Here is a 14,781-nt window from a genome sequence, read left to right as displayed (position 1 = left end):
TCACCTGCAACGATTATCTAGTTAGGAACCACGCGCATGGCCGTTGGTGTCTTTGACCTTTTCTCCATCGGAATCGGACCGTCCAGTTCCCATACGGTGGGCCCTATGCGGGCCGCTGCGGTGTTTTCCGGGGAGCTCCACGACAAGCACGTCCTAGACAGGGTTGCGGGGTTGCGGGTGGACCTTTATGGGTCGTTGGCTGCTACCGGGCACGGCCATGGCACTATGACCGCGATCCTGCTGGGGTTGGAGGGGTTTCATCCGGAGCTGATCCTGCCCGATGAGGTGGAGGAGCGGCTTGTCGCGGTTGAGGAGACGGGTGTCCTGCTGTTGGCCGGGGCCGTGCCGCTGCCGTATGGGGTGAAAGACATGGTGCTGCGGCCGCTCACCATCCTGCCTCGCCACACTAACGGCATGACCTTCACCGTCTCGGACGCAGTGGGCAATGTCCTGCACACCGCCACGTTCTTCTCCGTGGGCGGCGGTTTCATCGTCCGCGAAGGCGAGGAGGACGCGGCACAGCAGGAACTCGAGGAATCCAAGAAGGAACTGCCCCTGCCGTTCCGGACTGCCGCTGAACTGCTGGAGCACTGCCGGGAAACCGGGCTGGGCATCAGCGACGTGATGCGGGTCAACGAGGAGGACAGTCGTACTCCCGGGGAGATCCGCGAAGGCCTGCTGCATATCTGGGCGGTCATGGAGGACTGCGTGGCCACCAGCCTCAAGCGCGAAGGCCTGCTGCCCGGCGGACTGAAGGTCCGCCGTCGAGCACCGGACTGGTATGACCGGCTTAAAAAGGAAAGCTCACGGCCGGACGCTGAAGGCCAGGACCAGGACTTCTATGACCAGAGGTATTGGCAGGAGTGGGTTAACTTGATCGCTCTCGCGGTCAATGAGGAGAACGCCTCGGGCGGACGGGTGGTCACCGCCCCCACCAACGGAGCGGCCGGGATCATCCCGGCGGTGCTGTTCTACGCGCTGCACTTCGCGCCGGGGATGGAGAACGCAACGCAGGAGGACCGCGACGACGTCGTGGTTAAGTTCCTGCTCACCGCCGGTGCCATCGGGGTGCTTTATAAGGAGCAGGCATCAATCTCGGGAGCTGAGGTGGGCTGCCAGGGCGAGGTGGGCTCGGCGTCCTCGATGGCGGCCGCGGGCCTGGCCGAGGTCATGGGCGGCACGCCGCAGCAGGTGGAGAACGCGGCGGAGATCGCGATGGAGCACAACCTGGGGTTGACGTGTGATCCGATCGGCGGGTTGGTGCAGATTCCGTGTATTGAACGGAACGCCATCGCGTCGGCGAAGGCGATCAACGCTGCGAAGATGGCGTTGTGGGGTGACGGCACCCACCGGGTGTCGCTGGATGAGGTGATCGTGACAATGCGCGAAACGGGCAAGGACATGTCCTCCAAATACAAGGAAACCGCGATGGGCGGCCTGGCCGTCAACGTGGTCGAATGCTAAGGAAAGAGTACTGATGACACTGGCACCAGAAGGCCGGAAGATGCTGCGCATCGAACAGCGGAACGCGGCCACGCCGGTGGAACGGAAGCCGGACTGGATCAAGGCCAAGGTCCAGATGGGTCCCGAGTTCGTCCAGCTGAAGAACCTGGTCAAGAAGGAAGGCCTCCACACTGTTTGTGAGGAGGCGGGCTGCCCCAACATTTTTGAGTGCTGGGAAGATAAGGAAGCCACGTTCCTGATCGGCGGGTCCGAGTGCACCCGGCGGTGTGACTTCTGCCAGATTGACACCGGTAAGCCTTCGCCGGTGGACATGTTCGAACCCACGAAGGTGGCCAGGTCCGTGCAGGCCATGCAGCTGCGCTACGCCACCGTCACCGGCGTGGCCCGTGATGACCTGGCCGACGAGGGCGTCTGGCTGTACGCCGAGACGGTCCGCAAGATCCACGAACTGAACCCGGGTACCGGCGTCGAGCTGTTGATCCCGGACTTCTCCGGCAAGCCAGAGCACATCGAAGCGATCTGCGATTCCAAGCCTGAGGTGTTCGCGCACAACGTCGAGACCGTGCCGCGGATCTTCAAGCGGATCCGGCCCGCGTTCCGCTATGACCGCTCCCTGGATGTCATCACGCAGGGGAGGAAGCTGGGCATGGTCACCAAGTCCAACCTGATCCTTGGCATGGGGGAAACTCGTGAGGAAATCTCCGAAGCCCTGAGGGACCTGCACGAGGCCGGCTGCGACCTGATCACCATCACCCAGTACCTGCGCCCGAGTGAACGGCACCTGCCGGTGGACCGCTGGGTCAAGCCGCAGGAATTCGTGGACCTCCAGGACGAGGCGATGGAGATGGGCTTCCTGGGTGTGATGTCCGGGCCGCTGGTCCGTTCCTCCTACCGCGCCGGCCGGCTCTGGGCCACCGCGATGCGCAAGAAAGGCTGGGAAATCCCGGCCGAACTGGCGCACATCGAATCCTCCGGCAGCACCCGCCAGGAAGCCAGCTCACTGCTCGCGGCGCACTCCTAATCTGCCGCGAACTCTGGGTAGACGGCTATGACGTTCATCGGGAACCTGGTGTAGGTGGGGCTTCTTCGGACGGGTTCGGCCCCGGCCGGCTGGTGTTCGAGGACGTGTCCCTCTTCTACTCGCCGGACAAGCCGCTGATCTCGTGACTGTCCCTGGTGGCGGAGCTGGGGCAGGAGAGGAGTATCGTCACGGGTTTCGTACCCGGCCACAGGGCCCATCGCCGTGACGGGGGCCGTGGCACGCAGGCCGCGACCTCCGCGGTTCGTTCGGTCCATTCGATGCCCAAGCCCAGGGCAGTTCCACAATCGCGTAGGGGCGACCAGGCGCACCAAAGCGGCTTGATCGTCGGGCGTCACTGTCGCGTGACTGGCGTTCGCGCCTGCAAGCAGACCCTCTTGACCCTTGGGAGCCCGCAGGATGACCTGTAGGACCATAACGCCCCCCGGAGGGTGCTAGGATCTCGATCTAGAATTTGCACAATTGGGGGAATCATGTCCGGCGATCCGCTATACCGTCCAACTCTAATACCGGCCAAGGTTTTAGGAAGCGCATGTTCTAGCCGTGATGCCGGAGCAGCACCGGTTGGTATAGGTCAGCCTGAATATGGGGCGCATCTCGACCGCGATGGCGGTAGTGTCGGCTGCGAATAGCGTAGAAGCCGGTCCATTCGTTCGACCCCGAGCCTTGATGATGGACGTTTTCCATACTGGTCTTGTAAGTCCACTCTCTCCCTGCTGAAAGGCGCTAGCTTTGCCCTTCTCCTTCTTTGACGCCACTCGGAACTTTTATCGGGACCATCAAAACTTCTCAACGGTGAGCCAGTCGGCTGCAGTTGGGTTGTTCAATCTCCGACGGGAAGTAAGTGCAGTTTATGATGCAGCTGGCTACTTCAGTTCTAAAACGAAGCCTGATCACGACATGTTGCGGCGGAGGTTTCTTGCTGGCAGTAGTTTGACGAAGGGTGATTTCCTGCAACTCGCTGCTCCTGATTCTTTCGCGGATGACCTAGCTGTCTTGGTCCGCATGTCTCTTATGACGAACATCAGTCTCTTTGAAGGTTGGCAGGATGCAATAAGCGAAGAATACGGTTTGAGTAATAACTACAAGCAAGCTCTTGAGTGGCCCAGCCAGTCGAGCTACCAGAGGTTGAAGTCAAACGGGCAATCAAAAGGCCCTGGCTGTACTGATGTGCTTGCACGGCTTCGCAATGGCGAACCTTCCGCTCTCATGGTGAACTCTTTTGGACCGGCCCTTACCGGCGCCGCTGTATACTCGCTCAACAATCTCGACGACTTCTACATTTGCTTTCGAGCTTGGAAGGAGGCGCGGAACTGCATCACGCACGGAGGCGGGCGTGCTAATAGCCGGTTCATTGCAGATGCTCAAAGACTCACAGGCATAGCCGCGAGGGGCCTGCCTCCGCTCAAGTGGTTTCCTGCCCTCCCCCCGCTTGCAGAGGGCGAATTTATCGATATTCCATTCAAAGACATGCTGGCGTTTAGCGAGGTCTTGCGGCGAATTGTGTGCACGGTGGACGCCGAACTTGCACAGACCAAAAGAGGTGAACGAGTCTTCTTAAAGCGCTTTGTGGCCGATCGCCGTCACAAGAAGTACGAAGTGCCCTTCGAGAAGGCGCGGCGGCATAAGGTCATAAGTGAAATCTGTAGGAGAATAAACTTCCCTCCGCCTGCGCAACTAGCCGAGATCGACGAGGCCGTAACGGCCACTATGGGCCGCTTCCTGCGGCCACCCTTCGATAGCTAGATCCTGCCGCAGCCAGGATAGCGGGGCAATGTGACGTGTGGGTCGAACTTTTGACGAATGATGAAAGCCCCCATGCCGGGTACGGTGAACTGTACCCCAAAGATGATGCCCTTCTCGATCAGGCGGCCCCTTTAGCCGGTGAGAGAACTGTGGTCCGTGCCTAGCGGCCATTGCAGACTGCGGCAGCGGGTGGTCCTTTGCTGTCCTGGCTCATCGGACGCAAGTAATTTCTTTCGGTTGGCGTTAATCGTTGCCACAGTGAGACAAAGAAACCCGGCGGTGGGCTGCGGAACGAGTTGTCCAACGGACTTTAGCGCTCATGACGCTCTAATCGGTTGCCTAAGACAACTACTCTCTTTAAGATCAACCTCAATCGATATTCGATCTCGGAAGCAAATTCTGAGAATGCACTTCCGTTCGTCGATTAGATGGGAAAAACGAATTTGCTAGCAGATATGCATTCCTCGGCGATATGGTTGGAACCAAATGCGGCACCCGTCAATGCGAGTACGGGTTTTGCAGCCATAATGATGCCACTGTCTACAACACAGACTTTACGACTCCCAATAAAATCTTCGCCGATCCATCGAAGTGAGCTTTTGTCTGCTTCGACTAGCAGTAGCTGCTTTCCCTGCTGCCCAATCATATATCCTGAGACTTTGATCTCGTTTCCCTTCTCGCTAAATGTCACATTCTCTTGGGGAGTCCACGGCGCAGCGGCAAGGGATATTACCAGGAGAACGGAATTTGCGCTCAATAGCAAAATGGCCACTTTTCGTCGTCGGCGTATGATTGCTGCCCGAGGTTTCGACCGCTTCTTCTTTCGGTCGCGATGCAGGAGAAAGCGCACCCAGAAGATCATAATCAGAATTAATATAATGTAATATGCTGGCGCTGCTATTAGTATCAAGGCCCAAGCAAAAAATCGAGGTATGTAGCGCTGAAGATTCTGCTTCAGGAAGGTGAGCTTATCGTTGCTTTTGGTTTCTTGGCCGAAAGTGGGAAATATTGTTGGGACTAGAATTAGAAAAGCTGCGCCGATGACAAGTAGGCTGAACATTGTACTGGCCAGAATCGTGAACTGCTGGCCGGCATTCAATACGGCTAGAGCAATCGAGTAGTCGCCAAGCGAGAAGATTAGGATTTTTGTCGCCGCAAAGGTGACAAGAAATGCTGAAATTACGACAGTGAGATGCTCACGAAGTAACGTGACCATGTACCAAGGCTTTTCAGGGTGCACATCGGTAGCATCGTGCTCAATCTGACCATGGTCAGCTAGCTGTTCACGCTTGCTTCTGAACGAGAAAATGGAACGCAGTTTTAGTTTTGCCACTCGATGATGCTAGTGGCCATTCTCTCAGCAGCGAGGAACATGACTCCTGTTAACCCCGCCTAAGCAGAAAATACTTCTGCATACGCCCGAATCCGTCATGAACGGGGTTTCTCGCTGCCACCTCCGCTGTCGTGCTTTAACGTCGATAAGGACGATTCTGGGAAGCTACGGTAGGAAAGACTTTAAAGGGCCCTCAACGTTACCTGTTGGATGAACAGAGGCTTGGTAGATCGGTCAACCTTCCCAGCACTCGACGCGGTGTGAATGTCCGTTGCTCTCGCTTGTAAAGGCTGCGAAGAACAAGGGAACTCAGAACGAGCAGTACAAGCGTTACCGAGTGGTGGAAGAAGCCCCCAATGGGTGGGAGGTGTCCTTCTCGTAGCGCTGGGGGCCGCGCACATGGGCCCCTTGCAGTTCATGTTTGGCCGCTTAACCGAGACCCCATCACTGCAGTCGGGGACCTTGATGCCACCTGCCACAACTAACGTGGTGCTGCCCCAGCCTCGTGCTCTTTTGGAGCAGGACTTGGAGGCGCTTACCGGACTTGGGAGCTCGCATTAGTTGCGCCCGATTGTGGTGCGGCGGGGCGCGGAAGGAACTACAGAACTCAAATGCCTACTCGCAGCCGGCGACACGGACCTACCGGAAGAACACCCTCAACCTGACTAAAATCCGAAGGGCCATTTTTGCCTATGCTGGAAGGGAGGGCCCTTTATACATTTCCGCTCGTCGGTTGGTGCAACATGGCCCGCTCAATGAAGTTTCGCAGTTCCTTCTATGTGCTGCCTACTGACCGGGAGTGCGTCTAACTCCTTGAGTTGGTGGCGGGGAAGAGGTCTCGTGGGCCTCGATACATCAGGCGGATACCTTTAGAGAGGTCAAAGCCAGGTGTCCAAATTTGGATGGTGTTCGCGTCACTGACGGTCACCCGGAGCAAGTATTCTGGGCAGGCACATCTCCATGCCACCTGACATCTTCAATGTCTTCATTTGTACGCGTCCATTGCCGGAGGCTCGGGCGGCGGACGTGCGACGCAAACTCCTCCCAGGCCGACCGAGATTCACGGCTTGGCCACGTTGCGTTCGATTCGTATTTGGGGTCGAGGTCATCTATCCATTGGCGCATGTCTGCCGCCGAGTTGAAGCCGGCACCAGTGCTGATTACTGCATTCACAGCGGCAAGTCGATGGTCGAATCCGGAACGGATGAGGACCGATGCCGACCAGTTGAAAGTCCCGGTTTCGATTGCGGTTACGGCTGCACCATTCAACGTCTCGGCCAGGACATTGCCTTGGGCTGCCTCGAAGACGCGGGCGGCCTCCATTCCCCAGACCAATTTATAGACCAGCCCGGATTCGATGAATCGCGCGATCGCGACGCGATCCCCAGGGAGGTCCGCAAGACTCAGTCCTTGGACCCACAAACGAAGCACGCCGCTCCAGTCATCAACCAAGACTTCAGGGGCGAACGTTTCCAGGCTAAAGACAGCATTAGCGACCTCGATGAGACGATCGGACGCGGCGACGTGATCGTCATTGACGAGGTCGACTTCGACTTGGCCCAGCAGGTCGATCACATGCTCTGAGATCGCGGACAGACTCGCCCCGGCGTCGGCTCCCAGCCCAGCGAGATACCAGCCGCGACGTTGAGAAGGCGTGGATGTGCGCCATAGATATCGTACCCGACCCGTGACCAATTCACGAACGGCCCCGGCGGCGCCGCTTTCTCCGCGGCGCAGCTGGCGCTCCCATAACGAGTCCACAAGAGCATCGGCGAGTATCTGCGTGGCAGCGTCCGGGTCGGAGTCGTAAGCGCCGTCCCCAATGATGCTGAAAATTCCGATATCAAGCAGTGAAAGGTTGGATCGCCACGCGGCCCCGGCTTTCACCTGGTCTGCAGCTGACTCCTGCTGCAGGACTGGAAGCCCCCAGTCTGGCCCACCCGTCAGGTAGTCCAGGAAGGGCTCGATGGGTCCGGCCCCGCGCGAGGCATACATGCGCTTGAGCAGCGCAAAGCCGATCTGGATGAGTCCTGACTTGAGCGCCTTACCTCCCTCACCTTCCGTCAACTGCAGCCAGTCCCGCCGTAAATTTTGGCGTTCGTGGGGTCGCGGCTCGAAGATCGGGTAGAGCACCAGTCCCTCAGTGTCGACGAACGCGCGCCCGGCACGACCGATGACGTTGGAGAAATCGGATCCCTTTATCAATTCGCGGCCGCGTTTCAGACCATGAAACAGCACTGCCGACGCCGACAGGTTGAGTCCCTGGGCAAGTGTCGGCGAGGCGATAGTGACCTTCAACTTGCCATCCTGGAGGAGCTTCTCCACTTCCCTACGGAACGGCGCCGGAAGCGCTCCGTGGTGAATTGCAACGCCGAGCTCAAGGCACTTCAGAATCGGGTGATCGGCACCGAACCACTCGGCTCCCACAACGAGCGCTCCGCTCAGGTCGACGTGATCAGGCAGGACGGTGGTGATGAGGCCTTGCCTGTGCAAATCGATAATTTCGCGCGCATACGGCTCAACCGAGTTGCGCTGCGGGCAGAAGACGAGAACAGTCTGGCCCTCCTCGACCAAGCGCCACGCTGTCGCAATTACCAATTCACGCTGAGTCGCAGGAAACTCCCTTCTGCGCCTCCCCGTCGGCCGACTTGCCTCGAAGTAGCGGGGGATGAACGGCTGGTCGGACCCGAGGGTGATAGCCAGCCGCGCATGGTCGCCGAGCCACTCAACGAGGCCGAAACGCTGCAGGGTAGGGCGCCAAGTCTCCTGATGCAGGCCGTTGGGGTCGTCGTCGGTGATCCAAGCAACAAAGTCCTCCAAATCTGTACCGGAAGGGAACACTGCGGACAGGCAGACAATTCGACGGGTAGAAGCATCGGGGCGCCGCAAGAGCCTCTGAATCTGGGCCTCGTAGCGCACCTCGCGCTCAGACGCACCAATCATGTGACCCTCGTCAAGAACGACCAGCCCGACGTCGTCCAATACAGAGGGATCGGACCGAAGCGCGAAGTCCAGCTTCTCCGGGGTGGCGACAACGATTTCGCTTGAGCGCAACGCGTCGTCGTCGACGTCGCTGATCCCAGCGCTGCCGTACAGAGACGACACTCGCACTCCAAGAGGACTGAATGTCTTCGTCAGGACCTGCTCAGTCTGGGCAGAGAGAGCCCGAAGCGGGGTGACGTAGACGGTACGCCGCTTCTGTGACAGGCACGCCAGTATAGATAGTTCGGCAATGCGAGTCTTGCCAGCGCTGGTCGGAAGGGCGACAACTAGGTCGCGTGCGTCGGCGAAAATTCGGTCAACGACGTGGAGCTGTGACGGCCACAAATCGATCTCGGACCGTTCTCGTGCAAGGAGATTTTCGATAAAAGTACGGCGCAGGTAGCGCCAACGAGCCTCCTCGCCGCCGTCTGGCGGGTCGACCGGAACGTTTGTGTCGATGCTGGTAGCGAACAAGTCGCCGAGCATCCAACGAGTGAGCCGGAATACCCACCAAGGTCCGGGAGCGCTAACGTCCATTGAGGCACGCTCACCCAGAGCCATATCCTCCAACGCGTTGTCCAGAAGTTCGCGTTTACCGACCTCAATTGCAAAGAGACCTGAGGACACGGCCGAAAGGTAGTTCTCGCTGAGCAGCAGGGCGATGGGGCCGAGCGCGTCCTCCTCAGGCATGTCCTCATCGGAGAGGGATGCGAGCAGGGAGTCGTCCGAGACTTTTTCGGAAGAGCGCATCAGCCGTGTTCGCTCCTCGATGGCGCCGAGATTGCGCGTTGTCAGGTCAGCCAGGGTGAGCTCCATAGGCGTCAACTGGCCGGATTCCCGGCTCCCTTCCATCAGCGAGAACGCACGGGCGGCGTAACCACCGAGATGGCTAGCCGCACCCGCGATGAGTCGATGAAACATCTTGTCAGAGGCATCCGCGGCGTTGCGAGTGGCCGCTTCCAGTGCATAGGAGCTCTGAATGAACGCTAGCCGGGCGACCGTGACTTGACTGTCGGTTTCGTCGTCGCCGTCGGCTTCTAACTCGTCAAGTAGGTCCAGTCCGTTTGCGAGTAGCGCGTAGCCATAGTTGACGAGGTCGGCGTCGAGGAAGGGGCTGAACTCTGGCGAGCCGTTCGGAAGCACGCCGTCCCGGCGAATCATGGACTGGGCCTGTCCGCGGGCCAGTAGGCGACCACGGAAACCTGCGTCTGTTGCGACGTTGAGGGCAGCGGCTAGCGCTTGTGCGTCACGGGACATTGACGACAACCTTGTCGTAGGAATCGTTAATGAACTTTTGGTGATGCTGGACTCGGAGCGTAACGGTCAGCTGGGCGACCGTGCCAGAATAGGCGTTGAGATCTGCGCCCACGTGAGCGCTTGGGTCGCCGCCCGTTAGCAGAAACATCAAATGACCTACGCAATCCGACCTCACCCCATCGGTTAGCTGCAAGTCGAGCACGGCTTCGCCAATCTTGCGATCAGATGTCTTCAGTAGACGGGTAGCGAATTGGGATAGTGAATGCGGGGACGGCATTTCGTCGTTTCGGGCGAGACCCTCTCTTGCTTCTTTGACTGTGGCTTGACCGAGGGTGACACGACTCTTGGCTTCGGCTTTGACGATGTGCAACTTTGAGCCGTCATGAATCCTGGCGGCCAGCACGTCGTCACCTCGCATCGCCCACTCTTGGTGGTCTCGGTCGATGAGTCGACTAGGCCCGACGACGTAACCGCGCTCCTCGGCGAGATACGCCGTCGCCAGGATCTCACCCATATCGCCGGATCGAGCGCTTTTCTTTGTCGGGAGCCGGTGGCGGAGAAAAGTCGCCAGCCCAGGCTTTCCATGCTTCTCAGCGATCAACGCGAGAGCCGTTGTGTCGGCGTAAGAATCGGGGAGCTTGGCAGCTAAAACCTCAACTCCCGTGGCGTCGTCATGAGAGTCGATCTTGCCTACTACCTTGCCAACTGCTTGGCTGGCGATCGGAGTCAGCCCACCGTTTGAGCACCAACTATCAAACATGGTCACGACGCTCATCCACCCCTAAATCGTGCCGGCTCGAAACCTGCACCCAACAACCTCTCCATTCATACACGACCCAGGCGCCCCTACTGGCCGGCTTCGATGGGACAAGGGGACTTAACTGTAAGGTTCACGGCACGCGGCCCCGATCGCGCCAGATCGGTACCGCCCCACCACCCCCGTCGTAGCACATCGAAATACGAAGCAATGTTTCGGCGTGTCGCACGTAACCTGTTTAGATGCCTCGTTTTGCGCTTGATATAGACTCCGTCCCCCGCCCCGCCCGTTCGCAGGAGCTGCTGGACGCCGTGAACCACCGCGTCGTCATTGCCGACGGCGCGATGGGCACCATGCTGCAGGGCCGGGAACTCTCGCTCGAGGAGGACTTCCTGGGGCTCGAAGGCTGCAACGAGATCCTCAACCACACCCGGCCGGACGTCCTCGCAGACATCCACGATGCGTACTTCGCCACCGGCATCGACGCCGTCGAAACAAACACCTTCGGCGCCAACTGGTCCAACCTCTCCGACTACGGCATCGACGACCGCATCGAGGAGCTGGCCCGCAAGGGCGCAGAGATCGCCCGCGACCGCGCCGAAGCGGCAGAAAAAACAGACGGCCGCATGCGGTGGGTCCTGGGCTCGATGGGGCCGGGCACCAAGCTCCCCAGCCTCGGGCACACCAGCTACGACTACCTCAAGCAGACCTTCGCCCTGCAGGCCGAGGGCCTCATCGACGGGGGAGCGGACGCCTTCCTCATCGAGACCAGCCAGGACCTCCTGCAGACCAAAGCCGCCGTCAACGGCTGCAAGCAGGCCATCGTCACCCGCGGCGTCCGGCTCCCCATCTTCGTCGAGGTGACCGTCGAGACCACCGGAACCATGCTCATGGGATCCGAGATCGGCGCGGCGCTCACCGCGCTCGAGCCGCTCGGCGTCGACGCCATCGGTCTGAACTGCGCCACCGGCCCGGATGAGATGAGCGAGCACCTGCGCCACCTGTCCAAGCAGTCCTCCGTGGCCATCGCCTGCATGCCCAACGCCGGCCTGCCGGTGCTTGGCCCCAACGGCGCGCACTACCCGCTGTCACCCTCCGAACTCGCCACCGCGCACGAGCAGTTCGTGCGCGAATTCGGTCTGGGCCTGGTGGGCGGCTGCTGCGGTACGACGCCGGAGCACATGGCCGCCGTCGTCGAACGTCTTGCCCCCTTCCGCAACGGCGCCTCGGTCGCCAGCGGCGGGCGGGGCGCCGACGGCAGCCGCGTTCCCACCGAACGGGAAGCGGGCATCGCGTCCCTCTACCACCACGTGAATTTCGACCAGGAACTCTCCTACCTCGCCATCGGTGAGCGCACCAACGCGAACGGTTCCAAGGCGTTCCGCCAGGCGATGCTCGAAGAGCGCTGGGACGACTGCGTTGATATTGCCCGCGAGCAGGTCCGCGTTGGCGCGCACCTGCTGGACGTGTGCATCGACTACGTGGGGCGCGACGGCGTGGCCGACATGAAGGAGATCGTCTCGCGTTTCGCGTCGGCCTCCACGCTCCCGCTCGTCATGGACTCCACCGAGCCGGCCGTGCTTCAGGCCGGGCTCGAACTCATCGGCGGCCGCCCGGTGGTCAACTCCGTCAACTACGAGGACGGCGACGGCCCCACCAGCCGCTTCGCGCGCATCATGCCGCTCGTGAAGGAACACGGGACCGCCGTGATCGCCCTGACCATTAACGAAGAGGGCCAGGCACGCACCACCGAAGGCAAGGTGGCCATCGCATCCCGTCTCGTTGACGCCCTGATGGGCGAATGGGGGATGCGGGTAGAAGACATCATCGTCGACTGCCTGACGTTCCCGGTCGCCACCGGCCAGGAAGAGACCCGCCGGGACGGCATCGAAACCATCGAGGCCATCCGCCAGATCACCGCGAAGTACCCCGGCATCAACACCACGCTCGGCGTCTCCAACGTGTCCTTCGGCCTGAACCCGGCAGCGCGCATGGTCCTGAACTCGGTGTTCCTGCACGAGGCAGCACAGGCGGGCCTGTCCAGCGGCATCATTGACGCCGCCAAGATCGTGCCGCTCGCGTCCCTGCCGGAGGAGCAGCGCAAGGTGGCACTGGACCTCGTCTATGACCGCCGCGAATACGACGCCGACGGCAACGTTACGTACGACCCGCTGGCCATCATGCTGGACCTGTTCGCCGGCGTCGACACCGCAGCACTCAAGGACCAGCGCGCGGCGGAACTCGCGGCGCTGCCCACCGGTGCGCGCCTGGAGCGGCGCATCATCGACGGCGAGGGCAAGGGCCTGGAAGCGGACCTCGACCTGGCGCGCTCCGAGGGAATGACCCCGCTGGGCATCATCAACGACAACCTGCTCGAGGGCATGAAGGTGGTGGGCGAGCGCTTCGGCGCCGGCGAGATGCAGCTGCCGTTCGTGCTGCAGTCCGCCGAGGTGATGAAGAACGCCGTGGCCCTGCTTGAGCCGCACATGGAGAAGTCGGATTCGTCGGGCAAGGGCACCATGGTGATCGCCACCGTGCGCGGCGACGTGCATGACATCGGCAAGAACCTGGTGGACATCATCCTCACCAACAACGGCTACAAAGTCATCAACATCGGCATCAAGCAGGGCATTGCCGAGATCATGGCCGCCGCGGAGGAGCACAACGCCGACGTGATCGGCATGTCCGGCCTGCTGGTGAAGTCCACCGTGGTGATGAAGGAGAACCTCGCCGAGCTGCAGTCCCGTGGCTTGGCGAAGAAGTGGCCCATCATCCTCGGCGGTGCAGCCCTGACCCGTGCCTACGTGGAGCAGGACCTGGCGGAGCAGTTTGATGGCGTGGTGCGATACGCCAAGGACGCCTTCGAGGGCCTCTCACTCATGGAACCGCTGGTCCGCGTTGCCCGCGGCGAGTCGCCGGACGACGTCGGCCTTCCGCCTCTGAAGAAGCGCATCCACAAGGGCGGCGCGAAGTTCACGGTGACCGAGCCGGAGGCGATGCCCGGGCGTTCCGACGTCGTCGCCGACAACCACGTACCCGCGCCGCCGTTCTGGGGCACGCGCATCGTGCGCGGCGTGGCGCTGCACGACTACGCGGCTTTGCTCGACGAGCGCGCCACGTTCATGGGGCAGTGGGGGCTCAAGCCCGGCCGCGGCGACGACGGCGCCTCCTACGAAGAACTGGTGGAACTCGAAGGCCGGCCGCGCCTGCGGTACTGGCTGGACCGCATCCTCGCCGAGGGCATGCTTGACGCGTCCGTCGCGTACGGCTATTTCCCGGTGGTCTCCGAGGGTGAGCAGGTGGTGGTGCTGCATCACGGAGAAGATCACGACGGCGTCCTCGGGACCGCGGGACTGCTCGCCCCCGATGGTGGTTCAGGCGGTCCGATCGGCACCGAGCGTCTGCGGTTCGACTTCCCGCGCCAGCGCCGGGACCGGCACCTGTGCCTCGCCGACTTCGTGCGCTCACGCGAATCTGGCCAGATCGACGTCCTGCCCATCCAGCTGGTCACCGCCGGTTCAGCGATCGAGGAGTTCACGTCCAAGATGTTCGCCGCGAATCAGTACCGCGACTACTACGAGCTCAACGGCCTGGTCATGCAGCTCACCGAGGCACTCGCGGAGTTCTGGCATGCCCGTATACGCACCGAGCTGGGTTTCGCAGCCGAGGAGCCCAAGGACAAGGCCGGGTACTTCAAGCTCGACTACCGCGGTGCCCGCTTCTCGCTCGGCTACCCCGCGTGCCCGGACATGGAGGACCGCCGCAAGGTGACCGAGCTGCTGAAACCCGAGCGGATGGGCGTGATCCTGAGCGATGAGCTGATGCTGCACCCCGAGCAGTCCACCGACGCGTTCGTGTTCCACCACCCGGAGGCGAAGTACTTCAAGGTGTGACGCGGGGTCTGAAAACCGTCTTATAGCGATTTCGGCAGGAGAGCGGTCCCGTTGCAGGACTCGGCCGGAAGTTTAGTGGTTTTCTCGGATGACTCAGGCAGGAAATGCGCAAATACCTGGTATCCGTCATATCGGGGAACCATCTGTCTCGAACTGGTGCCTTCCGCTGAAATCCAAAGCAGCGAGTTGTCGGCCATGACAGCCTCGACTGTTCCTTTACGGACAAATCTCCCGTCTTTCCAGATTTCTACCCGCTGCCCCAGGGCGCGTTGCCAATCTGATTGCAGATGCAGGTCCATTCATACTCCTC

General features: G+C 60.7%; 10 protein-coding genes. 5 read left to right on the top strand and 5 right to left on the bottom strand.

The genetic code is table 11. From position 1 onward, the window contains the following. Nucleotides 1-36: 36 nt before the first annotated feature. Nucleotides 37-1,464 (top strand): L-serine ammonia-lyase, encoded by a 1,428-nt coding sequence (locus tag F8G81_RS20655; RefSeq protein ID WP_267276502.1) that lies wholly within the window; start codon nt 37-39, stop codon nt 1,462-1,464. A gap of 13 nt (nt 1,465-1,477) precedes the next feature. Then, nucleotides 1,478-2,485 (top strand): lipoyl synthase, encoded by a 1,008-nt coding sequence (gene lipA, locus F8G81_RS20650; RefSeq protein ID WP_267276501.1) that lies wholly within the window; start codon nt 1,478-1,480, stop codon nt 2,483-2,485. Here the strand turns inward: lipA and F8G81_RS20645 are convergent. Beyond that, a complete protein-coding gene (locus F8G81_RS20645; RefSeq protein ID WP_267276500.1) occupies nt 2,482-2,760 on the bottom strand; it encodes a hypothetical protein in 279 nt (92 codons plus the stop codon). The two genes, lipA and F8G81_RS20645, sit on opposite strands and share 4 nt — an antisense overlap. 216 nt (nt 2,761-2,976) lie before the next feature. On the opposite strand from F8G81_RS20645, the gene F8G81_RS23625 reads away from it, so the two are divergent. Then, a complete protein-coding gene (locus tag F8G81_RS23625) occupies nt 2,977-3,135 on the top strand; it encodes an excalibur calcium-binding domain-containing protein (protein ID WP_267276499.1) in 159 nt (52 codons plus the stop codon). A 100-nt stretch (nt 3,136-3,235) separates the two neighbouring features. Beyond that, nucleotides 3,236-4,249: a hypothetical protein gene (locus tag F8G81_RS20635; protein ID WP_267276498.1), complete on the top strand. Its 1,014-nt coding sequence runs from the start codon at nt 3,236-3,238 to the stop codon at nt 4,247-4,249. Between the two features lie 424 nt (nt 4,250-4,673). Here the strand turns inward: F8G81_RS20635 and F8G81_RS20630 are convergent, their stop codons facing one another. The 3 genes from F8G81_RS20630 to F8G81_RS20620 form a co-directional block, all read right to left on the bottom strand. Further along, nucleotides 4,674-5,582, bottom strand: coding sequence for a hypothetical protein (locus F8G81_RS20630; protein ID WP_267276497.1), 909 nt, complete (start codon nt 5,580-5,582; stop codon nt 4,674-4,676). Between the two features lie 924 nt (nt 5,583-6,506). Beyond that, on the bottom strand, nt 6,507-9,821 hold the full coding sequence (locus F8G81_RS20625) for a DEAD/DEAH box helicase (RefSeq protein WP_267276496.1): 3,315 nt from the start codon (nt 9,819-9,821) through the stop codon (nt 6,507-6,509). Continuing rightward, nucleotides 9,811-10,596, bottom strand: a complete 786-nt coding sequence (locus tag F8G81_RS20620; protein WP_267276495.1) for a Hachiman antiphage defense system protein HamA — start codon at nt 10,594-10,596, stop codon at nt 9,811-9,813. Before F8G81_RS20620 ends, F8G81_RS20625 begins: the two co-directional genes overlap by 11 nt. Nucleotides 10,597-10,820: 224 nt before the next feature. Here F8G81_RS20620 and metH point away from each other — a divergent pair, with 224 nt between their 5' ends. Continuing rightward, entirely contained in the window at nt 10,821-14,471 is a 3,651-nt protein-coding gene (gene metH / locus F8G81_RS20615) for a methionine synthase (RefSeq protein WP_267276494.1), read from the top strand. A gap of 20 nt (nt 14,472-14,491) precedes the next feature. On the opposite strand, the gene F8G81_RS20610 is transcribed toward metH, so the two are convergent. Continuing rightward, a complete protein-coding gene (locus tag F8G81_RS20610; protein ID WP_267276493.1) occupies nt 14,492-14,770 on the bottom strand; it encodes a hypothetical protein in 279 nt (92 codons plus the stop codon). Nucleotides 14,771-14,781 lie beyond the last annotated feature (11 nt).

The organism is Arthrobacter sp. CDRTa11 (genome assembly GCF_026427775.1).
GTDB lineage: Bacteria > Actinomycetota > Actinomycetes > Actinomycetales > Micrococcaceae > Arthrobacter.
The sequence above is the reverse complement of the archived record's forward strand: the minus strand, read 5'-3'. Positions and strand labels throughout refer to the sequence as shown.